Source organism: Nitrospiria bacterium, from assembly GCA_035517655.1.
Classification (GTDB): Bacteria; Nitrospirota; Nitrospiria; order JACQBZ01; family JACQBZ01; genus JACQBZ01.
Window position 1 is genome coordinate 1 of the sequence record DATIYJ010000050.1, and the last position, 26,153, is coordinate 26,153.

Annotated in this window: 27 protein-coding genes; 26 read left to right on the top strand and 1 reads right to left on the bottom strand. The window is 60.5% G+C overall.

Going from position 1 to position 26,153, the window contains the following annotated elements; genetic code table 11:
- A partial coding sequence (locus tag VLY20_09470) for a GTPase HflX (protein ID HUK56871.1) occupies window positions 1–741 on the bottom strand: 741 nt, incomplete at its 3' end.
- A 175-nt stretch (window positions 742–916) separates the two neighbouring features.
- Here VLY20_09470 and VLY20_09475 point away from each other — a divergent pair.
- The 26 genes from VLY20_09475 to VLY20_09600 form a co-directional block, all read left to right on the top strand.
- Entirely contained in the window at window positions 917–1,285 is a 369-nt protein-coding gene (locus VLY20_09475) for a response regulator (protein ID HUK56872.1), read from the top strand.
- 98 nt (window positions 1,286–1,383) lie between these two features.
- On the top strand, window positions 1,384–2,973 hold the full coding sequence (locus tag VLY20_09480; protein HUK56873.1) for a PAS domain S-box protein: 1,590 nt from the start codon (window positions 1,384–1,386) through the stop codon (window positions 2,971–2,973).
- Window positions 2,970–4,346, top strand: a complete 1,377-nt coding sequence (locus tag VLY20_09485) for a sigma-54 dependent transcriptional regulator (GenBank protein ID HUK56874.1) — start codon at window positions 2,970–2,972, stop codon at window positions 4,344–4,346. The genes VLY20_09480 and VLY20_09485 overlap by 4 nt, the downstream gene beginning before the upstream one ends.
- Window positions 4,347–4,636: 290 nt before the next feature.
- Window positions 4,637–5,074, top strand: a complete 438-nt coding sequence (locus VLY20_09490; protein ID HUK56875.1) for a CBS domain-containing protein — start codon at window positions 4,637–4,639, stop codon at window positions 5,072–5,074.
- A gap of 45 nt (window positions 5,075–5,119) precedes the next feature.
- A complete protein-coding gene (locus tag VLY20_09495; GenBank protein ID HUK56876.1) occupies window positions 5,120–5,707 on the top strand; it encodes a YbaK/EbsC family protein in 588 nt (195 codons plus the stop codon).
- Between the two features lie 91 nt (window positions 5,708–5,798).
- Window positions 5,799–6,287, top strand: a complete 489-nt coding sequence (locus VLY20_09500; GenBank protein HUK56877.1) for an Hsp20/alpha crystallin family protein — start codon at window positions 5,799–5,801, stop codon at window positions 6,285–6,287.
- Window positions 6,288–6,317: 30 nt separating this feature from the next.
- A complete protein-coding gene (locus tag VLY20_09505; protein ID HUK56878.1) occupies window positions 6,318–6,521 on the top strand; it encodes a hypothetical protein in 204 nt (67 codons plus the stop codon).
- 150 nt (window positions 6,522–6,671) lie between these two features.
- Window positions 6,672–7,151 carry a universal stress protein gene (locus VLY20_09510; GenBank protein HUK56879.1) on the top strand — a complete coding sequence of 160 codons (480 nt, stop codon included), beginning with the start codon at window positions 6,672–6,674 and terminating at the stop codon, window positions 7,149–7,151.
- Window positions 7,152–7,184: 33 nt separating this feature from the next.
- Window positions 7,185–7,640, top strand: a complete 456-nt coding sequence (locus VLY20_09515; GenBank protein ID HUK56880.1) for an OsmC family protein — start codon at window positions 7,185–7,187, stop codon at window positions 7,638–7,640.
- Window positions 7,641–7,690: 50 nt separating this feature from the next.
- Complete coding sequence (raiA, locus tag VLY20_09520) at window positions 7,691–8,251, top strand: ribosome-associated translation inhibitor RaiA (protein HUK56881.1); 561 nt, start codon at window positions 7,691–7,693, stop codon at window positions 8,249–8,251.
- A gap of 74 nt (window positions 8,252–8,325) precedes the next feature.
- Window positions 8,326–8,706, top strand: a complete 381-nt coding sequence (locus VLY20_09525; GenBank protein ID HUK56882.1) for a cytochrome c — start codon at window positions 8,326–8,328, stop codon at window positions 8,704–8,706.
- A gap of 660 nt (window positions 8,707–9,366) precedes the next feature.
- Window positions 9,367–11,832, top strand: a complete 2,466-nt coding sequence (locus tag VLY20_09530; GenBank protein HUK56883.1) for an ATP-binding protein — start codon at window positions 9,367–9,369, stop codon at window positions 11,830–11,832.
- Window positions 11,833–11,880: 48 nt separating this feature from the next.
- Window positions 11,881–13,233 carry a nicotinate phosphoribosyltransferase gene (locus VLY20_09535; GenBank protein HUK56884.1) on the top strand — a complete coding sequence of 451 codons (1,353 nt, stop codon included), beginning with the start codon at window positions 11,881–11,883 and terminating at the stop codon, window positions 13,231–13,233.
- Window positions 13,234–13,610: 377 nt separating this feature from the next.
- On the top strand, window positions 13,611–14,825 hold the full coding sequence (locus tag VLY20_09540) for a hydrogenase small subunit (GenBank protein ID HUK56885.1): 1,215 nt from the start codon (window positions 13,611–13,613) through the stop codon (window positions 14,823–14,825).
- Between the two features lie 67 nt (window positions 14,826–14,892).
- Window positions 14,893–16,482 carry a nickel-dependent hydrogenase large subunit gene (locus VLY20_09545; protein ID HUK56886.1) on the top strand — a complete coding sequence of 530 codons (1,590 nt, stop codon included), beginning with the start codon at window positions 14,893–14,895 and terminating at the stop codon, window positions 16,480–16,482.
- A gap of 189 nt (window positions 16,483–16,671) precedes the next feature.
- Window positions 16,672–17,349: a Ni/Fe-hydrogenase, b-type cytochrome subunit gene (gene cybH / locus VLY20_09550; GenBank protein ID HUK56887.1), complete on the top strand. Its 678-nt coding sequence runs from the start codon at window positions 16,672–16,674 to the stop codon at window positions 17,347–17,349.
- Window positions 17,346–17,852, top strand: coding sequence for a HyaD/HybD family hydrogenase maturation endopeptidase (locus VLY20_09555; protein HUK56888.1), 507 nt, complete (start codon window positions 17,346–17,348; stop codon window positions 17,850–17,852). Before cybH ends, VLY20_09555 begins: the two co-directional genes overlap by 4 nt.
- Window positions 17,845–18,198, top strand: coding sequence for a hydrogenase maturation nickel metallochaperone HypA (gene hypA, locus VLY20_09560; protein ID HUK56889.1), 354 nt, complete (start codon window positions 17,845–17,847; stop codon window positions 18,196–18,198). The genes VLY20_09555 and hypA overlap by 8 nt, the downstream gene beginning before the upstream one ends.
- A complete protein-coding gene (gene hypF, locus VLY20_09565; GenBank protein HUK56890.1) occupies window positions 18,195–20,543 on the top strand; it encodes a carbamoyltransferase HypF in 2,349 nt (782 codons plus the stop codon). The genes hypA and hypF overlap by 4 nt, the downstream gene beginning before the upstream one ends.
- Complete coding sequence (locus tag VLY20_09570; GenBank protein ID HUK56891.1) at window positions 20,540–20,719, top strand: HypC/HybG/HupF family hydrogenase formation chaperone; 180 nt, start codon at window positions 20,540–20,542, stop codon at window positions 20,717–20,719. Before hypF ends, VLY20_09570 begins: the two co-directional genes overlap by 4 nt.
- Window positions 20,720–20,735: 16 nt before the next feature.
- Window positions 20,736–21,044, top strand: coding sequence for a HypC/HybG/HupF family hydrogenase formation chaperone (locus VLY20_09575; GenBank protein ID HUK56892.1), 309 nt, complete (start codon window positions 20,736–20,738; stop codon window positions 21,042–21,044).
- The gene (hypD, locus tag VLY20_09580; protein ID HUK56893.1) at window positions 21,031–22,152 is read left to right on the top strand and encodes a hydrogenase formation protein HypD; all 1,122 of its coding nucleotides are present in this window, start codon (window positions 21,031–21,033) and stop codon (window positions 22,150–22,152) included. The genes VLY20_09575 and hypD overlap by 14 nt, the downstream gene beginning before the upstream one ends.
- A gap of 20 nt (window positions 22,153–22,172) precedes the next feature.
- The gene (hypE, locus tag VLY20_09585) at window positions 22,173–23,243 is read left to right on the top strand and encodes a hydrogenase expression/formation protein HypE (GenBank protein ID HUK56894.1); all 1,071 of its coding nucleotides are present in this window, start codon (window positions 22,173–22,175) and stop codon (window positions 23,241–23,243) included.
- A gap of 76 nt (window positions 23,244–23,319) precedes the next feature.
- A complete protein-coding gene (locus tag VLY20_09590) occupies window positions 23,320–24,573 on the top strand; it encodes a hypothetical protein (GenBank protein ID HUK56895.1) in 1,254 nt (417 codons plus the stop codon).
- Between the two features lie 14 nt (window positions 24,574–24,587).
- Entirely contained in the window at window positions 24,588–25,349 is a 762-nt protein-coding gene (locus tag VLY20_09595) for a cytochrome C (protein ID HUK56896.1), read from the top strand.
- Window positions 25,350–25,366: 17 nt separating this feature from the next.
- Window positions 25,367–26,153, top strand: a 787-nt coding sequence (locus VLY20_09600; protein ID HUK56897.1) for a hypothetical protein, incomplete at its 3' end; no start/stop codon positions are given.

The window sequence follows — 26,153 nt, forward strand, 5'->3', positions numbered from 1 at the left end:
CCCCATGAGATATTTCGGATGCAGCGTCTTGGGTCGTTGGGTCACGGTATCCACCACGACGAGCTGATCGGTCCGCGCGAGCTCGGCCAGTTCCTCCATGGATTCCTCCTGATCGAGCCGGTTCCGGGTGGAGGCGCTGGCCAAGACCGCCCGCTCCCGCTTGTCCTTGACGTCGTAGGCCGTCTGGTGGCGGGTCAGATCGTCCTCGATCGTCGTGACGAAGGATTGAAAATCCAGGTTCAACTGGTGTGTCCATTGCGGCGGATGCACTTCCCAGGCCTTGCCTTCCGGGTTGGGCGGAAGCAGATGCGCGAGGTAACAATGTCCGGGCAGCCCGTTTTCCTGGACGCCGATCGCGGCGATGAGATCCAGCCGGAGCAGGGCCAGATCGGTGAAGTCGTCCTCCGTGAGGGGCGAATCGTCCAGATGGGTGTGGAGACAGCGGACGCCCCGAAGCCGGAAGCGGCCCGCCCGGAACTTTGACAGGTCGGGGATGACGATCTCGCGGTCGTCGCCCACGATCACGGCGTAAATATCCCCCCGCCGCGTCACAATCAGCCCGATCTGCCTTCCGACGTCCCGCGAAAGCTCGGTCAGAGAACGGGCCAGTTCCTGGGTGACGACCCTGTCGGGCGGTATGCGGCGGCGGTAGAGGTGTTCCAGGCGCCGGGTCTGTCCGGCCTTAAGCCCGCTGAGATGTCCGTGTAAGGTGGGAATCGGCTTTCTCCGTGTTTCGGCCATTATAACAGTTGAGCCGCCTGAACTCCAGCCTTTGTCAGCCCGCCTCTTCACGATCAAACCGGCATCTTTATTATCCTAAACGGCAATCCTTGGCACGGGTCTTGCTATCATTATAATATGCAAATATCGGCTTTCGAGAAGTCCATCCAAGCGCCGCTACCGGAGGGTGGTGCAAATGGGATATCCCAGAATCCTGGTCGTTGACGATGAAGAGAATTTCCTGAACCTTTTGTCCAAAATTCTTGGAAAAGAAGGGTATGAAATCAGGGTGACGGCCGATGGGGACCAGGCCCTGACGTGGCTCGAGGAGCTGCACTTCGATCTGGCCATCGTGGACATTCGGATGCATCCCGTGGACGGGTTTTCGGTTCTGGAAAGAATCCGGGCCCGACATCCCGGCACCAAGGTCATCATGATGACGGCTTATCCGGCCGTCGATACCCGCACGCTTTCCTTTCGCAAAGGCGCGATCGCCTACCTTGTTAAGCCCATCAATATTGAAGACCTGAAGGCCGCGGTTCGGAAACATCTCCTCCCTCAATAGTCACAAACGGCCGTCGCCGGCGCTTGCACCCGATTACCTTGACAACGAATTTCCATGGGCATAGGATAGGATATCGGAATGCTATCGGAAGGTTTCCAATGTCGATTTCGGAGCGGGATTCTTTAGCGGAAGGGCCAACCCAATGGCTCAACGGGCCGGGCGGGAAAGACGGCCTATTCCGGTCTCTTTTGGAGGCGCTTCCCTACGCCTCGGTGGTTATCGACTCGGAAGGCCGTCTCCTCTTTGTCAACTCTCAAACGGAAAAGATTTTTGGATATAGGCGGGACGAACTGCTCGGCCAACCCGTTGAAACCTTGGTGCCCGAACGTTTCCGGGGAGCCCATATCGGCCATCGCGCCGGGTATATTTCCGAGCCCCACACGCGGCCGATGGGTAGCGGCCTTGAGTTGACCGGCCTTCGAAAGGACGGAACCGATTTCCCCGTTGAAATCAGCCTGAGTCCGTTGAAGACGGAAGCGGGCACCCTGATTACCGCCATTATCCAGGACGTCAGCGACCGCAAAAGACTGGAAGTGGCGCTGCGCGCGAGTGAGGAAAGGCTGCGGGCGATCCTGGACAACACCGAGGCGGTGATCTACGTGAAGGATGCCCAGGGCCGCTACATGCTGGTCAACCGTCGGTTTGAAAAGCTTTTCCATGTGGCCAACCCGCAGATTGTCGGCATGACCGCCCATGACCTCTTCCCAAAGGAGTTCGCCCAGGTTTTCGCGGAGAACGACCGCAAGGTGATCCACATCGGAGTCCCGGTGGCGTTGGAGGAGGTTGTCCCCCAGGATGACGGTCCGCACACTTACATCTCGATGAAGTTTTCCCTGGACGACACTTCGGGACTTCCTTACGCGGTCTGCAGCATCTCTGTGGACATCACCGAGCGGAAACAGATGGAGGAGTCGCTCCGGGAGAGCGAGCGGCGGTTCCGCCATCTGGCCCACGACCAGGAGCGGCAGCTCATTCTCTCGGAACGGCTGATCTCCTTCGGCGAGCTGACGGCCTCGCTCGCGCACGAGTTCAACAATCCGCTGGGCATCGTGATCGGCTTCGCGCAGGATCTGTTGACGGAGGTGGATCCGTCGGATCCCCGCTACCAGTCCGTCAAGATCATCGAGGAAGAGGCCCGCCGGTGCAAGAAAGTCATGAAGAACCTTCTGGACTTCGGTCGTCAGACCCCGCCGCAGCATACGCAGACGGACCCGGTGGAGATGGTCCGGAAGAGCCTCGAGCTGGTCTCGCCCCGTTTCCAGAAGACCGGCATTCGGACCGTGATCGAGAATCCGGGCGGACTCCCGAAGATCTGGGCCGACGCGCAGCAGATGAGCCAGGTGCTGGTCAATCTCTATTTCAACGCGTTGGAAGCGATGCCACGGGGGGGGACCTTGACGATCGGGGTCGCGGCCGTGCCGTCCCCGCCGGCCGACGATCCGGCTCCGAACGACGACGTGATCATCTCTGTCACGGACACGGGGCAGGGCATCGAGCCCGGTCAGCTCTCCAAGATCTTCCTTCCCTTCTTCACGACCAAAAGCAAGAAGGGAATGGGATTGGGGCTGTCGATCTGTAAAAGAATCATGGAGGCCCATCACGGGAAAATCTCGGTCGAGAGCGCGCCGGGCCGGGGAACCACGTTTTCTCTTTATCTGCCGGCCGACCGAAGGAGGCGTCCGCGATGAACCCGCACGTTCCCGACTCCGCCGCGCCCGGACGAGTTCTGGTGGTCGACGATGAGCCCAACATGCTGGCCCTTTTCCAAAAGGTCCTCGGAAAAGAAGGGTACGAGGTCGTGGCCGTCTCCTCCGGGGAAGAGGCGATCGGGAAGCTTGAGGCGGAATGGTTCGATCTGCTGATCTCGGATCTCAAGATGCCGGGCTTAAGCGGATCGGAGTTGTTGAAGAAAGCGAGAAGCGTCAGTCCGACCCTCCCCTGCATTCTGCTCACCGCGTACGGGACGATCGATTCGGCCGTCTCCGCGATGAAGGGAGGGGCCTTTGATTACCTGACCAAGCCGATCAACAACGACGAGATCCTCCTGACGGTGAAGAGGGCGCTCGATCTGCATCGGCTGACCCACGAGGTGGAGCGTCTGCGGGAGAAGGTCGGGGCCGAGAGCGCCTCGGGCGGCATCATCGGCCGGAGCAAGCCGATTCGGGATCTCTTTCGCCTGATCGGGCGGGTGGCGGAAAGCCACACCACGATCCTGATTTACGGAGAGTCGGGGACCGGAAAGGAGCTGATCGCCCGCGCGATCCACCAGCAAAGTCCGAGACGCGATCGTCCTTTCGTGGCGATCGACTGCGGAGCCCTTCCGGAAACCCTGTTGGAGAGCGAGCTGTTCGGCCACGTGCGGGGGGCCTTCACCGGAGCCGTCGGCAATAAAAAGGGGCTCTTCGAAGAGGCCGACGGCGGAACGCTCCTGCTGGACGAGATCGGAGATACAACGACGGTATTCCAATCCAAGCTGTTGCGGGTCCTGCAGGAAGGGGAAATCCGGCCGGTGGGGGGGAATAAGACGATCAAGGTCGACGTCCGCGTCATCGCCGCGACCAACAAAGACATCAAAAAGGACGTCGAGAAGAAGTCCTTCCGGGAGGATCTCTACTACCGCCTGGCCGTCGTTCCGATCGTGATTCCGCCCCTGAGGCACCGGAGGGAGGACATTCCCCTCCTGGCGGACCACTTCATCAGAAAATATTGCGAACGGAACCGGCTGGAGCCGAAACGAATCACGCCGAAGACCATGAAGCTTTTGGTCGAGTTTTCCTGGCCGGGAAACGTGAGGGAGCTTGAAAATGTGATCGAGCGCGCCGTGTTGATGAGTCCCGGTCCGGAAATTTCGGCGGAGGCCCTCTTCATGGAAGCCCCCGTTGAAACCCCGGACGATGCCCTGCCCGATGTGATCCGAACGGCGACCGAATCGGTTGAAAGGGAAAAAATCGCGGAGGCGATCCGGAAGGCCGGAGGGAATCGATCGCGGACGGCCAAGCTTTTAGGCATCAGCCGGGCGACGCTCTACAACAAATTGAAACGGTACAACCTCGTCGAATAGCCGACCGCCGTTGTATAGACAAATGTCCATGCCCGTGAACATCGGGAGCCGTTTGAAAACCCGACGGAAAAAAGCATCTTCAATTTTCCTGTCCAGATCGTTGGACATTCCTTCCCTGTATCCGCCCCGATGCTTTAAGGCGCTTCCGGAATATCGGCTTACCTCTTGATTTATAAAGCTGTTCGTCGAAGCCGTCCCGCTTTGCCTCCATCGAGGAGTGGCATAGCCTTTGCTTATTATAGAAGTCAGGGAAGGAAAAAAGAGGGTAGCGTAAAAGAGGAGGTTGGGTCATGAGACGCACGGAGTACTTGACAGAAAAGCGGGAATTTCATAAACTGCCGGCCTCGTTGCTGATGGAGCAGGACGTTAAATTCTGCCGGCCCTCCGATTCGGCCCGCCACATCGCATCGGAGCTGACCAAACATAATTTCGGGAGTCTTCCGGTCGTGGACGGCCAGGGGATGCTGGCGGGCTTGGTGAGCGAATTTGATCTCCTCAAAGTTCTGATGAACGGCCGGGAGATGAAGGATGTCCGGGCGGAAGAGATCATGTCTCGGGAGGTCAGGTTTATCCATGAGGAGACGCCGGTGGATGAGATCATCCGGCTTTTGGAGACGGATCACCTGATCCGGGTGCCGGTGGTCCGGGAGGGAAAACTGGTGGGGATCGTCGCCAGGCGGGACGTCCTCTTCGGCTATATCAAATCCACGGCGGAATACTGGCCTTAAGGAGTCTGACGGCCGGGGAAGCGCAGGCCCGCCGGGAGGTGTGAAATGCTGACCTTCGAAATAAAAAACAGGATGCGGTTGAGAAATTGGTGGAAAGGATACGAGGAGAGGCGCGAGGCCGGCGCGGCCGAGATGGAATGGCCGACGGCCCCCGAACATGTAAAGGCGTATCTCAGAAACGAAAACGTCCCGTATCGGCTTATTCCTCATCGAGAGGCTTTCACGTCCCCCGAGGTGGCGGCCTCGATTCATGTCTCCGGACGGAAGGTGGCGAAGGTGGTCATGGTTTGGGCCGACGATCGTTACGTCATGGCCGTTCTTCCCTCCCACCGTCCGCTCGACTTGGCGCGGTTCGCGGAGGTGCTCGGTGCGTTCCGGGTGTCTCTTGCGCCGGAAGCGGTTTTGGATAAGCTTTTTCCGGATTGCGAGGTGGGGGCCATGCCCCCGTTCGGCCATCTCTACCAATTCCAGGTTTATGTGGACGAGTCCCTGACCCGGGAGCCGGAGATTTTCTTTCAGCCGGGGACGCATCGTGAAGTGATTGCGATACGGTATGAGGATTTCAAGCGGCTGGTTCGCCCGGAGACGGCTCGTTTCACGTCGGAGCCGATGAAAAGGGCCGACGGGTTTTGAGAAGGCGGGGAGGGCGCCACGCCGATTCGGAAAAATCTCGCGGTCAGTCCCGATTCTTATTTAAATAAACGAATTGAAAGGAAGGTGTGTCATGGAAAAGGAAAAGGAGAAAGAGACGCGGGAGGTGACTCCCTGGAGACCGTTTTCGGAGTTGAGCCGCATGGAGCGGGAGGCGGAGCGACTCTTCGGCGATTTCTTCCGCAGGCCGTTGTGGGGCATGAGTTGGCCGGATCGTTTTCGGGAAATCGGGCTTCGAGAGCCGGCGATCGAGATTTTCGAAGAGAAAGACGACATCGTGGTGAAGGCCGAGATCCCCGGCATGAAGAAGGAGGATCTGGATGTCAACATCTCCGACAGTCTTCTCACCATCAAGGGCGAAAAGAAACAGGAAGAGGAAGTGAGAAAGAAAGGGTATTATTATTCCGAGCGCTCGTATGGAAGCTTCATGCGGACGATCGATCTGCCCAAAGAGGTGAAGACGGACAAGGCGTATGCCAATTTTAAGGACGGGGTGCTGGAAGTGCGCTTGCCGAAGACCGAAGAGGCAAAGAAAAAGGAAGTGAAGATCAGGGTGGAATGATCGGCCCTTTGGGGAAAGGGGATGATGGAGATGAAATGTCCAAAATGCGGCGGCCTCATGAATTTTGAGGAATTTATGTACGGAGGGGGCGGGGAGGTACCGTGGTCCTATGAAGGCTGGCGGTGCCTCTTCTGCGGTGAAATCGTCGATCCCCTCATTCTCATGAACCGCGGGGAAGCCAAGGCCCGCGAGGAAGAGAAAGTTGAAACCGGGGGTGGGCGAAGCAAACGCTGATTTATCCCCGATTTTTTTCAATGCCAGAGCCTCGCCTCGCGACGGTCGTGATCATCGCGCGGTGAGGCGACCGTCGCCCGCCGGGTCGAGGAAGCCCCGGTCCGAAGACCGGGGTTCCGCAAATCGAACAAAAAACGAAAGGAGAGGATCGTGATCGAACTGCATCGGATCTTGATGGCAACCGATTTTTCGGACTATTCCAATGAGGCGTTGGAGTACGCCGTGCATTTGGCGGCGGGCTTCGGCGCGGACCTTTATCTGCTCCATGTGTTCGAGCCGCCTTTTTTCAGTCCTTCCGGCGTGTCTCCGGGTATCCGTCCGGAGATCCGTCAATGGATTCGGGAAGTCAAAGAAGAGGAGCACAACAAACTCAGCAAGCTGGCGGATCAGGTCCGGCATCGTGGGCCCAACGTGCACGCCATTTTGAAAGAGGGAACGCCGTTCCTCGAGATTCTCAAAACGGCCGGAGAGGTCCCGGCCGACCTGATCGTGCTCGGAACGCACGGACGCACCGGAATGGGGCATGTCCTGATGGGGAGCGTGGCCGAGCGGGTCGTGCGGAAGGCTGTCTGCCCCGTCTTCACGGTCAAACCGAAGGCGCTGGGGAATAAGAAAAAGGAGAAAGGCTAGCCGATGGATCCGGTTTCAGATGAGGGGGGTCCCATGTCGGGCCCGGTTGAAGTCAAAAAAGAGTCGGTGTCCGTTTCCTGGGTCGAAGGCGTTCAACTGGCCGTGGAAATTCGGAACCATCGGCTCCTGCTGGATCAGCCGGAGGACGAAGGCGGTCAGGACCGGGGAATCACGCCGGTCGAGATGTTCGTCGGATCCTTGGCGGGTTGCATCGCTTATTTCGCGGCGCGCTTCTGCCAGCGGCACGCCATTCCGGCCGACGGTCTGAGGGTGACCATGCACTGGGACTACGCCGAGCGGCCTCATCGGATCGGCGAGATGACCGCTTATGTCGATCTTCCGGCTCCGCTGGATCCCCCGATGAAACGACGCCTTCAGCAGGTTTTGGAGGGCTGCACGATCCATCAAACCTTGGCGGACCCTCCCAAGGTGTCCGTCGTGATCAACGAAACCTCGAATCCGAACGGTGAACGTCATTCCCGTCCGTGAGGGCGGGGATTCTTCAAAACAACGCAAAGGGTGGAACAAAGGGGGATAGAATGAAACTTCCGCTTCAGATTACGGTTCGCAACGCCTCGGTTTCCGACGCGGTTAAAAACGAGATCCTCGAGAAGGCGTCCAAGCTGGATCAATATTCCGATCATATCATGGGCTGTCGGGTGACCGTGGACAGTCCCCATCGACATCAGCACCAGGGCATGCGCTATGAAGTGCAAATCGATCTGACCGTCCGCGGCTCCGAACTGGTGGTCAAACGCCAGCCCCATGAGGATATCTATGTGGCGATCCGGGACGCCTTCGATGCGGCCCGCAGGCAGCTGGAGGATTACGAACATCGGCTTCGCGGGGACGTGAAAAGGCACGAGCCCGCGACCCATGCCCGCGTCAGCAAACTGTTCCCGGAAGAGGATTATGGTTTTCTCGAGGAGACGGATGGACGGGAGATCTATTTTCATCGGAACAGCGTGCTTCATGACGCCTTCGACCGCATGAAGATCGGAACGGAAGTGCGCTTTGTTGAAGAAGCGGGAGAAAAAGGGCCCCAGGCGAGCACCGTCGAGATGGTTCGGTCCCGTCGAGGCCGCGAGGCGCAGGCCTGATCCGAAACGAGGGATCCGTCCCGCGCGCGGGACGGATCGGACGCGTGACATTGCCAACCAAGAAGGGAGTTTCCATGCTGCGAGATTACCGTATCATCCTTATTCTATCCGCCGGCCTGCTTTCAGGATTCGGCAGTTGGGTTTTGGCCGGCGCCGAAACGGTCGGCGACGCTTCGAAGGGGAAACCGATCTATGAGAAGAACTGTCTTATCTGTCACGGGCCGGAGGGCCGCGGTGATGGACCGATGGGACAGTCGCTCCATCCGCCGGCCCCGAACTTTGCCAGCCCGGAGAGTCAGCGCAAGCCCGATTCCGAATGGATGAAGGTCATTCGCGAGGGCCATCCGGACACCGCGATGACGACCTGGAAGGGAAACCTCTCGGACCAGCAATTTCTGGATGTATTGGCCTACGCGCGGAAGCTGAGTCGAGGCGTTGAAAAAGGGAGGAGCTAAGACGGCCGACCCGAGGGATTTTCTACTAAACGTTTATGAAATTTTAGTCGATAAATCTTTTTATAATCAATCGGCTATGGGGCAAGTAAGTTTGACATTTGTGTTTTTAAAGAGTATTATAAAGTCGGATCGGAAAGAATGATCATTGAAAAAAGAATAGGACTGCGGTGTTCGTAAAGATCGCTTGACCTTTGGGAACAGCAAAAGAAGGGGAGCCTTCCCCCTTTCCTGTCGGAGACGGAGGGGGGGTAAAAAGAGCACCCGCCTAGACCAAAGCCTCAGGTTCAACGATTCAAACGGCATTGCGGTCATGGCACCGTCCCAAAGAAAGCCTGTCGACGTTCGACGAGTCCGTAACACCGGGAGGTGTATAAGCGGATCCGAGAAGATCGGCCAGGGAAGGCGGCGGCACCCCCAAGGGCCGCGGCCAAGCCACCGGTCGAAATCGGGACCGACGGACATAAGGTCAGCGTTTGGGACGTTGCTTTTTTTGGAAAGCCGAATTCCCCGGAAGCCGGGGAGCTCGGCTTTTTTTATTGATCCTTTTTGCACGATGAATAACTTTGCAGGATGGCGTCCGGTTTTTCGGGATCGAGACATTGACATTGAACCGGCAAACCGGATAAAGTTCTCCTGCACGCGTTGCCGCAGGAGAGGTGCATGACCTTGAACCGCAGAGAGATTCCTTCCGACGACCTCCGCGCTCGTTTTGATCCGGATCAATTTTCCTTCACGACCACGGAAGAGCTTGTCCCGCAGGACGCCGTCATCGGGCAAGAACGGGCCGTTCGGGCGATGGACTTCGGCCTGCACATTCAGGACCGGGGATACAACATCTACGTTTCCGGAGTTCCGGGGACCGGAACGAACTCGATCGTGAAGTCCATGATCAAACGGGTGGCCGAAACGCAGTCCACCCCGGACGATTGGTGCTATGTTCATAACTTTCAAGATCCGGATCGTCCGAAAGCGATGAGCCTGCCTGCGGGAAAAGGACGGGAGTTTCAACGGGAGATGGAGCGTCTCATCGGCGCGCTCCAACTTGAGCTTCCCCGGGTGTTCCAAAGCAAGGAGTATGAAGATCAGCGGAGGCAATTGGAAGAAACGTTTTCCAAAGCCCGTGATGGCCTCACGAATCAACTGGAGGAACAGGCGCGAAAGTACGAGTTCATCATCAAGAGCACGGCCTTCGGGATCGCGGTGGTTCCCATGATCAAGGGAAAACCGATCGAGACGGAGCAGCTCGATGAACTGGACTCCCTGACCCGGGCCGAAATCGAGCGGAAGCAGAAAAGTCTTCACGAACACATCCATGCCTTCGTTCAGCAGATCCGCGCCCTGCGGGACGAGATGCATCGGAAGATCGCGGAGCTCGACCGGCAGGCGGCGCATTACACCTCCGAACACGCGTTCGAAAGCTTGCGGAAGAACTATCGGGGCTTTCCGAAGGTCATGGACTACATCGAGACGGTCCAGCAGGACGTCCTCGAGAACTTTAAAGACTTCCTTCCCGAGCAGGAGACGGCGATGCGGATTCCCGGTCTGGAGATCGAGTCTCCGCGGAAATCGATGACCCGATATGCCGTCAACGTGGTGGTGGATAACGCCGGAACCCAAGGCGCGCCGCTGGTGGAGGAGGGGAATCCCACCTACAATAACCTGATCGGCCGTATCGAAAAGAAAGGTCGCCTGGGAACCCTCTACACGGATTTCACCTTGATTAAGGCCGGCTCGCTTCTTCAGGCCAACGGCGGGTATCTGGTTTTAAACGTCCTCGATGTTCTTCGAAGCCCCTTCACGTGGGACGCCCTCAAGCGCGTGATCAAAAACAAGGAGATCAAAATCGAGGATATCGGGGAACTCTACGGCGTGATCGCCTCGGCCGGCATCAAGCCGGAGCCGATCCCGGTGCACCTGCGGGTCGTGCTGATGGGGAATCCGCTGATCTATTACCTGCTCCACGCTTACGACGAGGACTTCGAGAAGATGTACAAGGTCAAGGTCGACTTCGCCCAGGAGCAGGGTCGGGACGCCGGGGCCCCGATCCAGTACGCTCGTTTCGTTTCACGGATTTGCCGGGAAGAGGGCTTGCTCCATTTCGATCGGTCCGCCGTGGGCGCCCTGATGGAGCAGGCCTCCCGCTGGGCGAGCCACAAGGGAAAACTCTCCCTGCGTTTCGGCGCGTTCACGGATTTGATCCGGGAGTCGAGCCACTGGGCCCGATCGGAGGGCGCGGACCGTGTTTCACGCCGGCACGTTCAGAAGGCGGTGGAGGAAAAAATCTACCGGTCCAATCTCTTGGAGGAGCAAATCCAAGAACTGATCACGGAGGGAACCCTCATGGTGGATCTGTCCGGGGCGGTCGTGGGTCAGATCAACGGGCTTTCCGTCTATGAGTTGGGCGATTTTTCGTTCGGCCGTCCCTCCCGCATCACGGCGCGGGTCTTTCTGGGCCAGTCCGGGATCGTCAATATCGATCGGGAAGCCAAGCTCAGCGGGAGGACGCATAACAAGGGCGTGATGATCCTTTCGGGGTATCTGGGCGGCCGTTACGCCCGGGAAGTTCCTCTGTCGGTGTCCGCGAGCCTGTGCTTCGAGCAGAGCTACGGCGAGGTGGAAGGCGACAGCGCCTCGGCGGCGGAACTGATCGCGCTCCTGTCCGGCCTTTCCGAAATTCCGATCCTTCAGGGAATCGCGATCACGGGTTCGGTGAATCAACGCGGCGAGCTCCAGGCGATCGGCGGTGTGAACGAGAAGATCGAAGGCTTCTATGCCGTTTGCAAGGCGCGGGGCTTGACGAACGACCAGGGCGTGATCATTCCCGGTCGGAATCTCAAGCACCTGATGTTGAAAGACGAAGTGGTGGAGGCCGTGGCGGCCGGCCGGTTTCATGTTTATGCCGCCGAAACGGTGGATGAGGCGATGGAGATCCTGACGGGCCGCTCCGCCGGGGAGCTGCAAGCGGACGGGAAATACCCCGCCGGAACCTTCAATGCGGCCGTCATGAATCGCCTGGCCGACATGAATGAAAAATTGCTCGCGATGGAAGCCGACCGACCGCGCTCCGTACAGGCCTCCGCCTCGGAAGCGCCGGACGAGAGCCTCCCGGCGCCGTCCGGTCCTTGAGACGCCGTCGTTCGGGGCCTTTCACAATCGACCGCGGATAAGCGCCCCATGGAGTCCGAATCCAGCATCCTGCTCACCGATCTTTATCAACTCACCATGCTCCAGGCCTATTTCGACCGCCGGATGGAAGAAACGGCGGTGTTCGAATTTTTTGTGCGCAAACTTCCGCCCGGCCGCGGTTTCCTGATGGCTTGCGGTCTCGAACAGGCGCTGGACTATCTGGAGCGGCTGCATTTTACGGCGCCGGAGCTGGACTGGCTTGCCCGGAGCGGCCGCTTCAGTCGGAGTTTTGTGGATTCCCTCGAGCGGCTGCGGTTCACCGGCGACGTCCATGCCGTTCCGGAGGGAACGGTCTTTTTTCCGCATGAGCCGGTTCTTCGGGTGACCGCCCCGCTTCCGCAGGCACAACTGGCCGAGACCCGCTTGATCAATCTTCTCCATTTTCAGACCCTGATCGCCTCCAAGGCGGCGCGCTTTGTTCTGGCGGCGCCCGGAAAACTCCTCGTCGATTTCGGGTTGCGGCGGGCCCACGGGGCGGAGGCCGGACTCCTGGCGGCGCGGGCCGCGTACCTCGCCGGGTTCTCCGGGTCGGCCACCGTTCTGGCCGAATTCCGCTTCGGCGTGCCGGCGTACGGAACCATGGCCCACTCGTTTATTCAGGCCCATGACGATGAACAGGAGGCCTTCTTGAATTTCGCCCGCGCGCAGCCGAACAACGTGATGCTGTTGCTCGACACCTACGACACCGAGGCGGCGGCCGAAAAGGCGGTTGCGCTCGCCTCCCGGCTCAAAGCGGAAGGGATCCGGATTAACGGCGTGCGACTCGACAGCGGGGACCTGGGCGACCATGCGCGCAAAGTCCGTCGGATTCTGGACGAGGGCGGCCTGACCGACGTGAAGGTCTTCGCCAGCGGCAATCTGGGCGAAGAGCGTTTGCGGAATCTGATCGAGACCGCGGCCCCGATCGACGGCTATGGGATCGGTTCGGACCTCGTCACCTCGGCCGACGCGCCGCACCTGGACTGCGCCTATAAACTCCAGGAGTACGCCGGACGGGCGCGGCGCAAGCGCTCGGAAGGCAAAGCCACCTGGCCCGGGCGAAAACAGATTTTTCGACGCTACGGCCCCGACGGCCGGATGCTGGAAGATCTTCTCACGCTCGACGACCATCCGGCGGAGGGCGAGCCGCTGATTCATCCGGTGATGCGCGACGGCCGGCGCCTGGCCCCGCCCGCTCCGCTGACCGATCTGCGGGCCTACGCCGCCGAGCAATTGGCGCGTCTGCCCGGGCCCCTCCGCAAGCTTGAAAACGCGCCGCCGTATCCCGTCAAGATCACGGAGGCCCTCAAGGCCCTGGCCAATAAAGTGGACTCGGAGACGCGTCTTGAGAAGCCAACATGAATCCGCATCGCGGGTGTGCTATGTCTAAGAACGGATGTAAAGATGTCCATTTTCATAGACGCGACATAAGTCATAGAAAATTCAGGTTATGAGACCAATTTTAAGGAAAGTGTGTACAATTTCTTAGACAAAGACCGATTTGTAAATATGAATCACGGTTCACCTCGGATCGGTTATTTTTCCCCATCGCGGGAAAACCAATCATTCTATTGGTTCAATCCGGTTTCGACAGCATAGCCCGCTGCCCGTAACAGAACATGGCACAGGCATTGCATCATATTGATCGGAAAAAAAGCATTAGCATAAGTAGTTGAAACCTGTAAGCGGACTCGAAAAAAATCCGGGGATGATTTTGGGCTTTCGGCCAGGAGGACACCATGCAGGATAAAATCGGTCCGTCCATGGAATTGCCGGTCATTCAAGGGAGCGGGCCTCCTCTTATCGCGGGGATGAGTCATCAGAAGGGTGTCCGCTTGCCGGTGATTCAAGAGCCCGGAGTCCGGACCGATGAACCTTCGGTGATCCCCGGGGTCAGCCGTCGTGACTTTCTCAAGGTCTGCGGAACCGCGGCGGCCCTGCTCGGCCTGGAAGCGATGTGGGTTCCCAAAATCGCCGAGGCGTTGGTCGCCGCGATGGGCCAACGTCCATCGGTGATCTGGTTGAATTTCGCTTCGGACACCGGCTGCACCGAGGCGCTGATCAAGGCCAACTACCCGAACGCCGCCCAGCTCATTCTGGAAACGTTGAGCATGGACTTCAACGAGACGATCATGGCGGCGGCCGGCACGCAGGCCGAGGAGATCCTGCAGCAGGCCTTGAAAAAGGGCGGCTACATCTTGATCATCGAGGGCGCCGTCCCGACCAAGCGGGGCTATGGCATGGTCGCCCGTCGCGATATGATCGACATCGGCAGGGAGTTCGCGGAAAAGGCCAAGGCGATCATCGCCGTGGGAAGTTGCGCCACCTGGGGCGGGGTGCCCTCAGGCAATCCGAACCCGGCCGGATTGAAGGGGGTGCGCGAAGCGCTGGGAGTGGACTGCATCAACCTCGATCTCTGCCCCGTCAACGAAGGAATCCTCGTCGCCACCATTACGGATTATCTGCTCAACAACCGTCTGCCGGAACTGGACGATCACGGACGGCCGAAGATCTTTTACGGCCAGACGATTCACGATCAGTGCGAACGCCGGGCCCATTTCGACGCGGGCCGCTTCGTGGAGCGGTTCGGAAGCAAGGAGGAGGAACTCGGCTACTGTCTGTACAAGGTGGGATGCAAAGGTCCGGAGACCTACGCCAACTGCTCGAAGATGCGTTACAACGACCGGGTGAGCTGGTGCATCGGGGCGGGGGCCCCCTGCATCGGCTGCGCGGAGCCCCACTGGGTGGACAAATTCGCCGGATTCTACGAAAGACTTCCGGAGGTCTGGATCCCGGGAATCGGCGGAGTGGAAGCGGGCGCGGACAAGATCGGCCTCCTGGCCGGCGCGGCCACGGCCGTCGGGATCGCGGCCCATGCGATCGGCACGGCCGCCAAGGGACGGTTCAAAGGGGAAGCGTCCGAAGAGCATAAGGACGAATCGAAGAAGAAATAGAGGCGCGACCCGTCGCGCCCTATCGGGTCCGCACGGACCCGCGGGTGATGAATTGGGAGGGCCGAGCATGAGCCGTATCATTATAGATCCGATCACCCGAATCGAGGGGCACATGGCCCTCGAGGTCGAAGTGGAAGGGGGAAAGGTCAAGGACGCCTGGGCCTCGGGGACCCTTTTTCGCGGGTTTGAAATCGTTCTGAAAGACCGGGATCCTCGCGACGCCTATCACATCACCCAACGGATCTGCGGCGTTTGCCCCACCTCCCATTCCCATGCGGCCGCCCTGTGTCTGGAGAGCGCCGTCGGCATTCATCCTCCCGAGATGGGCCGACTCGTCCGCAACATGGTGGAGGGAGCCCAGTTTCTCCATTCCCATATCCTGTGGTTTTATCATCTTGCCGCGCTCGATTTCGTGGACGTCGTCTCGGCGCTCAAGGCCGAAACGAAGGAGCATTATTTAAAGGACGTCCAGGCCCGCATCGGGAAATCCGTGGAGGGCGGCCAGCTCGGCCCGTTCGCCAACGCCTACTGGGGACATCCCGCCTACAAACTCCCCCCCGAGTTGAACCTTCTGGCCGTAGCCCATTATCTGGAGGCGCTGGACAAGCAGGCCCAGGCCTCCCACATCTCGGCCATCTTCGGCGGGCGGATGCCGATGACGATGACGACCCCGGCCGGCGGCTCGGTCCATATCCCGACACTGGACGACATGGCGAATTTGATCCCGCGGCTGGATGAAGTCCGTCATTGGATCGACCATGTCTATATCCCGGATGTCCTGGCGATCGCCCCGTACTACCTCGACTACGCCGCCATCGGCACGGGACCGCGGAACTTTCTGGCCTGGGGCGTCTTCGACGATCCGAGCTTTGATTCGAAGAACCGGCTGATGCCCAGCGGGACCGTCTTCGATTGCAGCTTCAAAGCGCAGGAAGTGGATCAAAAAATCGTAACGGAAGACGTGGCCCACGGCTGGTACAAGGACGGCCCGCCGGAGCATCCGAGCACCGGCGCGACGGAACCGGAATTCACGGCGTGGGATACCGACAAGAAATACACCTGGGCCAAGGCCCCGCGCTACGGGGACCGGCCGATGGAGACGGGGGCCCTGGCCCGGATGGTCGTGGCCTATTCCAAGGGCCAGCCCGATGCGACGAAGCTGATCAACCAGACGCTCCGACAGCTCGGCGTCGCCGACAAGCCGCAGGTCCTCTGCTCCGTGGTCGGGCGCATCGCCGCGCGGGCCCTGGAGACCAAGATCGTCGCGGATGCCATGGAGGTATGGGCCAACGAGATCATGGAAAACCTCAAGTCCGGAAAGAAGGAAACCTTCACCTCGTACGATCTGCCTCAAAAGGGGCAGGGGGTGGGGTTGTGGGAAGCCCCGCGGGGCGCGCTGGGACACTGGAACCAGATCGAACGCGCCAGGCTGTCCAACTACCAGGTGATCACTCCGACCTGCTGGAATATGTCGCCCCGCGACACGAAGGGCGTCAAGGGACCGATCGAGCAGGCCCTCATTGGGACGCCGGTGGCCGATCCCAAACGGCCGCTCGAGCTCTTGCGCGTGGCCCATTCCTTCGATCCCTGTCTGGCCTGCACCGTCCACGTGATCGACCCGGAAAGCAACGCGGTCTACAAGGTCCGCGTGTCCTAGTGAGGAGATGACTTTGTCGACCCGGCGAGTCATGCGAGCGACCTGCCGGCAGGCAGGAAGGGAGGGGGAGGCGGATCAGGTGCAGGATGATCGATGCGGGGGAAGGATATTTTCATCACCCGCGTTCTTCAACCAGAGTCCAGTGTCCGTGGTTTGGGGACGGCGCGAGACCTTAGAAGAGAGGTCGCCGTGAAGCGCGAGCGCGAGTACGTGTATGTATGGAATCTGACCTATCGGATCGATCATTGGCTCCGCGTCCTGGCCCTGGCCGTCCTGACCGTCACGGGATTTTACATCCATTGGCCTTTCGGGCCTGGAGGGGCCCCGGGCGGCCTCGCCGTGATGGCCTGGATGCGATTTTTCCATTTCGCGTCGGCCTATGTTTTTATCCTGGGCTTGGTCATGCGCGTCTACCTGGCCTTTAATTCGACGTTCGATTCGGACTGGCGGGACTTCGGCATCTTGAAAAACATCAAAAACATCCCCGATGTTCTTCTGTACTATCTGTTTCTCAAAGACACGCACAAGAAATACCGGCGTTACAATCCGATGCAGGCCCTGACCTATCTCTTCTGGTCGTTCCTGATCCTGTTCATGGCCGCGACCGGATTCGCTCTGTACCACGGGAAAGTCTTCGGGCTTTTCCAGGCCCAGCCGGCCTTCGCCTGGGTCAACCTCCTGCTCGGGGGCGAATCCGCCACGCGGATCTGGCACTTTGCCGGGATGTGGGTCTTCCTTGTGACGACGTCGATCCATGTCTATATGGCGGCGATGTACGCCTGGATGTATCGCGATCACACGGTGCGCTCCATGATCAGCGGTTACAAGTTTCCGGTCCGGGCGAGCCGGGGAGGCGCCGGGGAATGACGGGCGCTCTTCCGTCCATCGTGGTTCTGGGCGTCGGCAATACCCTGATGCGGGATGACGGGATCGGCGTTTGGGCGGTACGGGCCCTGGCCGAGGCTTACGACCTGCCGGACCGCGTCCGGCTGATCGACGGGGGCGTGGCCGGTCTTCGCTGCCTGCCGGAGTTCGAGGGGGCCGGGCATCTCCTGATCATCGACGCCGTGTCCGGAGAAAAACCGCCGGGAACGATCTACTACCTTACTCCGGAGGATCTGTCCGCGCGTCCGGGGCCCTATTTCTCGGCCCACGAGGTCGGCGTCGCGGAACTGCTGTCGGTGGCCCGCTTTCTGGGAAGGCTTCCCCTCACCCGGATTCTCGGCGTGCAACCGCAGGAGGTCCGGAAAGTCGGGCTGGATCTTACTCCGGCGCTCCAAACTTCCCTTCCCCGCGTGGTCGATGCCGCGGTCGGGGAGCTCGAATCCCTGGGCGTGAAACCCGTCCGGAAAGTCGACGCCCATGCATGAGCTCTCGATCGCGCAGAGCATTCTGGACGCGGTGTGGCGACATCTTCCATCGGGCGATGCGAGGAGCGTAAAATCGGTGACCTTGAAGCTGGGCGATTTTACCCGCATTGTTCCCGAGTCGCTTCTGTTTTGTTTTGAGGTGGCCGCCCGGGGGACGGTCGCCCAAGGGGCAAAGCTCAAGATTGAAACGGTTCCGGTCCGCTGCCGCTGCGCTGCGTGCGGCGAGGGTTTTGGGGCCGGCCGTTACGTCGTCCTCTGTCCGAACTGCGGAAAGTCGGGTGTGGAATTGACTTCCGGAAACGAGCTGGATGTGGTCGAGGTCGAACTCACCGAATCAACAGGATGATGGCCCAACGCGTACAAATTGCCGTCCGGGGAGCCGTGCAGGGGGTGGGCTTCCGCCCCTTCATCCATCGGCTGGCCACCGAGCTGGGTTTGTCGGGTTGGGTCTTGAATTCTTCCCGGGGTGTCGTGATCGAGGCGGAGGGGAGCCGGTCCCGGCTGGAGGCCTTCCTGCTCCGCATCAAAAAGGAAAAGCCGCCCCGATCCTTCATCCAGGACCTTGAGTTCTCGTTCCGGAGTCCCGTCGGATACGCCGGGTTTGAGATCCGGCAGAGCGACAAGGCCGGGGACCCGACCGCGCTTGTGCTTCCGGACATCGCCGTCTGTCCGGATTGTCTGGGCGAACTGTTCGACCCGATGAATCGGCGATATCTCTATCCCTTCACGAGCTGCACCCATTGCGGGCCGCGGTTCACGATTATCGAATCGCTTCCGTACGACCGCGCCAACACGACGATGAAAAGATTCGGGATGTGCGACGCCTGCCGCGGCGAGTATGAAGACCCGCTCGACCGGCGCTTCCACGCGCAGCCGAACGCCTGCCCGGTCTGCGGTCCGCAACTGGAATTGTGGGACGGGGCGGCCCGTGTTCTCTCCCGGCATCGGGAGGCCTGGGTCGAGGCGGCGGCGGCCATCCGCTCCGGAAAGATCGTCGCGGTCAAGGGCCTTGGGGGCTTCCATCTGATCGCGGACGCCCGACAGGAAGCGGCCGTGGTCCGATTGCGGGAACGGAAGCATCGCGAAGAGAAGCCCTTCGCGCTGATGGTTCCGTCCTTGGAGGGCCTCCGCGAGGTGTGCGAGGTTTCGGATCCGGAATCGCGCCTGCTTCTCTCGCCGGAGTCGCCCATCGTTCTATTGCGGCGACGGTCCGAACCCCCGGGTTTGAAATCGCAAATCGCCCCTTCGGTCGCTCCCGACAATCCCGACCTCGGCGTTCTGTTGCCCTACACCCCGCTGCATCATGTGTTGATGCGGGAGCTGGGTTTCCCGGTCGTGGCGACGAGCGGAAACGTATCGGACGAGCCGATCTGCACGGACGAGCGGGAGGCCGTCGATCGGCTGCGCGGGATCGCGGATCTCTTCCTCGTGCATGACCGTTCCATCGTGCGTCCCGTGGACGATTCCGTCGTCCGGATGGTGATGGGACGCGAACTGGTCCTTCGACGGGCCCGCGGCTACGCGCCGCTTCCGGTCCGTCTCAAGGAAGCGGCCCCGCCTCTTTTGGCGGTCGGAGGGCATCTGAAGAACACCGTGGCCCTGACGGCGGGTCGCGACGTCTTTCTCAGTCAACACCTCGGCGATCTGGAAACCCGGGAGGCCTTTGAGGCCTTTCAAAACGCCATCGCCGGTTTTCGGGACCTCTATCCGATCCGGCCGGGGCGGACGGTTTGCGATCTTCATCCGGACTATATATCCACCCGGTATGCCAAGGGTCTGGGGAACCCCGTTACGGCGGTTCAACACCACTGGGCCCACGTCGCGTCCTGCATGGCCGAGAACGAACTCGACGGACCGGTCCTCGGCGTTTCATGGGACGGCGCCGGGTACGGCCCCGACGGGACGATCTGGGGCGGCGAATTCCTTCTGACGGACGCCTCCGCCTTCCGGCGCGTCGCCTCGTTCCGGAGGTTCCGGCTGCCGGGCGGCGCGACCGCCATCCGGGAGCCCCGGAGGACGGCCGCCGGCCTGCGCTACGAAATCGCCGGCGAACGGCTGTTTGATCCGGGCGATCCGATCGTGCTTCGCTTCTTCACGCCCGCCGAACGGGCGGTGCTCCGGACGATGCTGACCCGGGGGATCCATTCGCCGCTGACCTCCAGCGTCGGACGGCTGTTTGACGCGGTGGCCTCGATCGTCGGGCTCCGCCAGCGGGTGAGTTTTGAAGGCCAGGCCGCGATGGAGCTGGAATTTGCGATCGGGGACGAGCGGACGGAGGAGGCCTATCCGTTCCGGACTCATGAAGCGGGGGAGACCTATGAAGCGCCCCTGCTGATCGTGGACTGGGAACCGATGATAAAGGAGATGTTCGACGACCAGGAGCGGGAGGTTCCCATCCGTAGGATCTCGGCCAAATTCCACAACGCGCTCGCCGAAATCATCGTCGCCGTTGCCGGGCGGATCGGCGAGGAACGGGTCGCGTTGACCGGCGGATGTTTCCAGAACAAGTATCTCACCGAGCGGGCCGTTCATCGGCTCGATGCGGCGGGTTTCCGCCCGTACTGGCATCGGCGGGTTCCGCCGAACGACGGCGGGCTCGCCCTGGGCCAGATCTTTGTCGCGCACCGGAAGGCCCGCGCGATACGGAAGGGGATCGAGACCCAAGCGCTCGACACCAAGGGGGTCCGATGAACCTCGTGACGGGCGAAATCGTGGAGATTTATGTCGACGCCTGGACGAGAATGGCGAAGGTCAGCGTCAACGGCGTTCTGATCCGCGTGCCGCTTTTGCTTTCGCCCGAAGTTCATGTCGGGCATCATGTTCTCATCGCGGGCGGCGTCGCGATCGCCGTGACGGGGACGGCATGAAGGAAGGTGTTCCGCCATGTGCTTAGCCATTCCCGGTAAAGTGTTGGAGATCGAGGATGCGGTCCGGCCCCGTATGGGGCGGGCCAGCTTTGGAGGGATCGAGAAGCGGATCTGCCTGGAATGGATTCCGGACGTCCGGATCGGCGATTATGTGATCGTCCATGTGGGTTTTGCGATCAGCAAAATGGACGAGGAGGAAGCCTTGAAGACGCTCGCTCTGTTGCGGGAAGTCGGCGAGGCCATGGAGGAGCTGCGGATCCCGGAACCCGAGGAGCACGGGGGATTTCCGCGACCGCCCGGAGGAGAGGCCGATGCGATTCGTTGATGAATATCGGGATGAAGCAATCGCCCGGAAGTATTCGGAGCAGATTCACGGGATCACGACGCGTCCCTGGACGATCATGGAGATCTGCGGCGGACAGACCCACACGATCGTGAAATACGGAATCGAATCCCTGCTGCCGGAGAAAATCACACTGGTGCACGGCCCCGGCTGTCCCGTCTGCGTCACGCCGCTGGGGATGATCGACAAGGCGGTCGCGATCGCGTCCCGACCGGACGTCATTCTCGCCTCGTTCGGCGACATGCTCCGCGTGCCCGGTTCGAGCCGGGACCTGCTCGCGGTGAAAGCGGAGGGGGGCGCCGTGCGGATGGTCTATTCGCCGCTCGACGCGTTGAAGATCGCGAAACAGAATCCCGAGAAGGAGGTCGTCTTTTTCGCCGTGGGGTTCGAGACGACGGCGCCCGCCAACGCGATGGCGGTCTGGCAGGCGAAACGGATGGGCTTGAAAAACTTTTCCATCCTTTGCTCGCACGTGCTGGTTCCTCCCGCGATGGAGGCGATTCTCTCATCGGAGAACCATCGGGTGGAGGGGTTTCTGGCGGCCGGGCACGTCTGCACGGTGATGGGGTATGAGGACTATTTCCCGATTTCGGATCGGTATCGCGTTCCGATCGTCGTGACCGGGTTCGAGCCGGTGGACATCCTCCAGGGGATCGCCATGACCGTCCGGCAGCTGGAAGAAGGCCGCGCCGAGGTCCAGAACCAGTATGCGCGATCCGTTCGCCGCGAGGGAAACGTTTTGGCCCGACAACTTCTGTCCGCCGTGTTCGAGCCGACCGACCGCGCGTGGCGCGGCATCGGCGAGATTCCGATGAGCGGCTACCGATTGAACCGGGACTATTCCGAGTACGACGCCGAGACGCGTTTCGAGGTGACCGGAATCGAGGCCCGGGAATCCCCCCTCTGCATCGCGGGGCTCGTGCTCCAGGGACTGAAGAAGCCCCACGACTGTCCCGCGTTCGGCGCGCCGTGCACCCCCGAATCCCCGCTCGGAGCCCCGATGGTCTCCTCGGAAGGAGCCTGCGCCGCCTATTATCATTTCGGCCGGTATAAGAAAGAGAAGGTGGCCGCGGAGGCCCGAGGGCGATGAATCCTGCGACGAATGAAGAGATGAAGAACGCCAAGACGGGGCCGGATCCCGCGGCGGGACTGATCTGCCCCGTTCCGATCGCCGAGTACAAGAACGTGCTGCTGGCCCACGGGGGCGGGGGGAGGCTCACGCAGCAGATGGTCCGGAAAATGTTTCTCCCGTCTTTTAAAAACGAGTATCTGGAACCGTTGCACGACGGCGCCGTCGTTCCGTTCAACGGCATGCGGATGGCCTTCACCACGGATTCGTATGTCGTGAACCCGATCGTATTTCCCGGAGGCGACATCGGCGAGCTGGCGGTCAACGGCACGGTGAACGACCTCGCGATGTGCGGCGCCCGGCCGCTCTATCTTTCGGCCGCGTTCATCATCGAGGAAGGGTTCCCCATGGCGGATCTGTGGCGGGTCGTCCTCTCCATGCAGACGGCATCGAGGAAGGCCGGGGTCGAGCTGGTGACGGGCGACACCAAGGTGGTGGATCGGGGCAAGGGCGATCAGATCTTCATCAACACCTCGGGCGTCGGCCGGATCGAACCCGGCGTCGAGATCCATCCAAACCGTGCGAAGGCCGGCGACAAAATTATCCTGAACGGACCGATCGCGATGCACGGGATCGCGATCATGTCGGTCCGGGAAGGGCTGGAGTTCGAGACCCGGATTGAAAGCGACACGGCCGCGCTCAACGATTTGGTCATGACCATGATCGGCGCCGGCCGGGATATTCACGTCCTCCGCGACCCCACGCGCGGAGGTCTCGCCAGCGCGCTGAACGAGATCGCCGAGACGGCCCGCGTCGGAATCACGATCTCGGAGGACCGGATCTTGATCGACGAGGAGGTGAAAGGCGCCTGCGAGATTCTGGGGCTCGACCCGCTCTACGTCGCGAACGAGGGAAAGCTGGTGGCCTTCGTCGCCCCCGAATCGGCCGACCGGGTGCTGGCCGCGATGCGAGGGCATCCGCTCGGAAAAGAGGCCGCCGTCATCGGCGAGGTCGTCGGCGATCATGCCGGGACCGTCGTGATGAAAAGCCGGATCGGGGGTTATCGGGTGGTGGATATGTTGTCGGGAGAACAGTTGCCGAGGATTTGCTGAGCGAAGACCCATCGTTTAATACACGCCCGGGCCGAACCGAGGGATGGCGGCCGGCCTGTTCTCGAGAGAGCGGATCATGCGGCCCGAAAAATTCAGGGATTCATCCGGGAAACGGACTTTGCATCGGCGGCGGGTTTGGGGCTTTCTGGTCGCGACGCTTTTCGTTTCTTCCTTCGCGCATGCCGCGGACAAGACATTCGATGTCAATACCTCGACCCAGTTCTTATGGGGCGACGACATGATGGGACAGGGGCAGAGCGTCGTCGCGGAGTACCTGAGGTTCAACTACAAGCCCCAGGGCGATACGATCGATGTCACGGGTTACGGACGGGCCTGGAGGGATTATACCGACAGCGAAATCCGGGCCGCCGGTCCTTTGGGAAGGATTTATTATCTGTACATGGACTATTCACCGTTGGAGAATACCTCGCTGAGGTTCGGCCGGCAGTTTGTGAACTTTACCGCCGGGTCGGCCATTTTGGACGGCATCCGCCTGGATGTGAGCGGCCTGGGCCCGATCGGCGTCACCTTCGCGGAGGGGGCGGATGTCCAGTTTTCCTTGGACGGGACGCAGTCCAGACTCGGAAATCACTTCATCGGATTGAATTTCCGTCTGGAAAATATCCGGGCCACCCAGCTCGGCGTCAGCTATGTCCAGCGGTACGACGATTGGGACGTCTCCCGCCAGGACTTCGGCCTGAACTTTCGCCGGTCGTGGGCGTATTTCAGCCCGTACGGGGAGATCCAATACGACCGGGTCTCGGCGGATTTTTCCGAGGCCCTGGTGGGTCTCGATGTTTTCCCGACGAGCGACCTCATGCTCAAGGGCGAGTTTTACCATTCCTACCCCTTGTTTGATTCCACCTCGATTTACAGCGTCTTCGCGGTGGACTCGTACCGCGAGTATCTCGTCCAGGCCGACTACAGCATCAGCGTGCCGCTGGGTTTGATGGCCTCGTACACCCGGCAGATCTACGGGGACAGCCAGGAGGCGAATGTCTACACGGCGGGTGTCAACCTTCATCCCGTTGAACGCCTGAACCTGAAAGCGTCCGTCAACCGGCGCACCGGTTACGCGGGGCACGATTGGGGCTTTGAGACCACCGGCGATTGCAAGGTCGGAGAGCGCCTCAGCCTGTCCGCGGGCGCGCAGTACGACACCTACGAACGGCCGGACGATTTCAGCGAGAATTACGCCACGCGGTTCTGGGTGGGCGGCCGGTGGGGTCTCCGGAACGACCTTTCGGTTTCGGCCCGGCTGGAGGATGACGTCAATGAGAACTTCACCAACCTGCCGGTTGGAAGAATCACCGTCGATTGGGCGCTTTGAAGGAGGATTTTCACGTGGTCGGAAAGGCGATGCTGATTGCGATTTTCCTGCTGGGACTCGGAGCCCGGGCCTGGGCCGCGACCCCTCATGAAGACTATGCCAAGATGAGCATTCCGGACTGCAACGGGTGCCATCAATCAAGCGGGGTCGCCCCGAACCACGGATCGATGTGGGTGAAAGAGCACCGGCTGTACGCCGAGAAGCAGCCCAGCAACTGCAAGGCCTGTCACCAGCAGTCGTTCTGTCTGGACTGCCACACGGGGGGCGGCATCGACCGCGACCTGCACGCCTCCACGTCGGGCGTGGACTACATGCCGAATTCGCATCGAACGGATTTCAGGGAAATCCATCCCATCAAGGCCTTTGATGACCCGAACTCCTGTTATCGATGCCACGACCAGAAGCGGTTCTGCGTGGATTGCCATAACAAGTTCAATCCGAACGATCTGAGGTTCCTGTCGCATCGGAGGGGGTTCTCGGACATCGAGGTCAGCGCCGGCGGACCGCAACATTCCTCGTTCACCCCCGCGCAGTGCCAGACCTGTCATCCCGGCAGCGTTCTTCCGACGCATACCTGGTCGGACTCCCATGCCAAGGAGGCCCGGAGGAATCTTACGGCCTGTCAGTCCTGTCACGCGGATGGAGAGACCTGTTTGAAATGCCACAGCGCGACGACCGGGTTGAAAATCAATCCCCATCCCAAGAACTGGGGACGGATCGCGGATCGGCTGAAAGCGTACGGCAAAAACAAGACATGCGTTCGGTGTCATTCTTAGCGCAGGAGGGCGCTCCTATGGCCGGCGGATCAAAATTCATGATGGGATCGATTGCGGTGGCCGTGGGGTTTCTTCTCATGGCGGGTTGCCGGAGCAGCACGAAAGAGACGGCCGGCGAAGCCGCCGTGAAGACGAGCTTTGTCGGCATCGACACCTGCTTCAAATGCCACGCGGACGGGAGCCTGGGCAAATTCCCCGCCATGATCGGAAACTCCGGCGCGCCGAACGTCGGCTGGCTGTACAGCCCCCACGGCAACTACGAATCCGTGGATCAAAATTTCCAGCCGATCGATCTTGGAATTTATAACGTCGGCTTTCCTTTTTATGCCTTCTCCGAATGGAACGACACCTGCCAGACGTGTCACGATGCGCTCGGCGACGGCCAGAAGATCAGCACGGTCTATTCGCTGTACGGACCCGGGATCGGCCTCGTGAATCGTCCGATCGTGGCGTGCGAGAGCTGCCACGGCCCGGGCGGGAACCACTACGGGCTCGGCCCGATCCCCTATCCGAGACCGGCCGCCGGGCAGTGCGGGCAGTGTCATAATAAGACCTTCCCGACCGATCATCTCCAATTTCACCCCGAGGGAGCGAGCATCTACGAGGACTATCAATCCGCGCCCCATGCCAAGTCCATCAACGCGCATGTCCTGGTGTCGGGAAGCACGACCGATGTCACCGCGCTCTGTTCGAGGTGCCACACGGACGAAGGCGTCAAGCTTTACGCCGCGGGGGTTCCGGGAACCGCGAGCCACGACGACATCACCGCATTTTTTACCAACAACCCCGTATCCAATGTGGCCG

Excerpts from the sequence above, each read along its gene's own strand:
- VLY20_09475 (HUK56872.1), top strand. The coding sequence starts at position 917 with ATGGGATATCCCAGAATCCTGGTCGTTGACGATGAAGAGAATTTCCTG.
- VLY20_09480 (HUK56873.1), top strand. The coding sequence starts at position 1,384 with ATGTCGATTTCGGAGCGGGATTCTTTAGCGGAAGGGCCAACCCAATGG.
- VLY20_09485 (HUK56874.1), top strand. The coding sequence starts at position 2,970 with ATGAACCCGCACGTTCCCGACTCCGCCGCGCCCGGACGAGTTCTGGTG.
- VLY20_09490 (HUK56875.1), top strand. The coding sequence starts at position 4,637 with ATGAGACGCACGGAGTACTTGACAGAAAAGCGGGAATTTCATAAACTG.
- VLY20_09495 (HUK56876.1), top strand. The coding sequence starts at position 5,120 with ATGCTGACCTTCGAAATAAAAAACAGGATGCGGTTGAGAAATTGGTGG.
- VLY20_09500 (HUK56877.1), top strand. The coding sequence starts at position 5,799 with ATGGAAAAGGAAAAGGAGAAAGAGACGCGGGAGGTGACTCCCTGGAGA.
- VLY20_09505 (HUK56878.1), top strand. The coding sequence starts at position 6,318 with ATGAAATGTCCAAAATGCGGCGGCCTCATGAATTTTGAGGAATTTATG.
- VLY20_09515 (HUK56880.1), top strand. The coding sequence starts at position 7,185 with ATGTCGGGCCCGGTTGAAGTCAAAAAAGAGTCGGTGTCCGTTTCCTGG.
- raiA (HUK56881.1), top strand. The coding sequence starts at position 7,691 with ATGAAACTTCCGCTTCAGATTACGGTTCGCAACGCCTCGGTTTCCGAC.
- VLY20_09525 (HUK56882.1), top strand. The coding sequence starts at position 8,326 with ATGCTGCGAGATTACCGTATCATCCTTATTCTATCCGCCGGCCTGCTT.
- VLY20_09530 (HUK56883.1), top strand. The coding sequence starts at position 9,367 with ATGACCTTGAACCGCAGAGAGATTCCTTCCGACGACCTCCGCGCTCGT.
- VLY20_09535 (HUK56884.1), top strand. The coding sequence starts at position 11,881 with ATGGAGTCCGAATCCAGCATCCTGCTCACCGATCTTTATCAACTCACC.
- VLY20_09540 (HUK56885.1), top strand. The coding sequence starts at position 13,611 with ATGCAGGATAAAATCGGTCCGTCCATGGAATTGCCGGTCATTCAAGGG.
- VLY20_09545 (HUK56886.1), top strand. The coding sequence starts at position 14,893 with ATGAGCCGTATCATTATAGATCCGATCACCCGAATCGAGGGGCACATG.
- VLY20_09555 (HUK56888.1), top strand. The coding sequence starts at position 17,346 with ATGACGGGCGCTCTTCCGTCCATCGTGGTTCTGGGCGTCGGCAATACC.
- hypA (HUK56889.1), top strand. The coding sequence starts at position 17,845 with ATGCATGAGCTCTCGATCGCGCAGAGCATTCTGGACGCGGTGTGGCGA.
- hypF (HUK56890.1), top strand. The coding sequence starts at position 18,195 with ATGATGGCCCAACGCGTACAAATTGCCGTCCGGGGAGCCGTGCAGGGG.
- VLY20_09570 (HUK56891.1), top strand. The coding sequence starts at position 20,540 with ATGAACCTCGTGACGGGCGAAATCGTGGAGATTTATGTCGACGCCTGG.
- VLY20_09575 (HUK56892.1), top strand. The coding sequence starts at position 20,736 with ATGTGCTTAGCCATTCCCGGTAAAGTGTTGGAGATCGAGGATGCGGTC.
- hypD (HUK56893.1), top strand. The coding sequence starts at position 21,031 with ATGCGATTCGTTGATGAATATCGGGATGAAGCAATCGCCCGGAAGTAT.
- hypE (HUK56894.1), top strand. The coding sequence starts at position 22,173 with ATGAAGAACGCCAAGACGGGGCCGGATCCCGCGGCGGGACTGATCTGC.
- VLY20_09590 (HUK56895.1), top strand. The coding sequence starts at position 23,320 with ATGCGGCCCGAAAAATTCAGGGATTCATCCGGGAAACGGACTTTGCAT.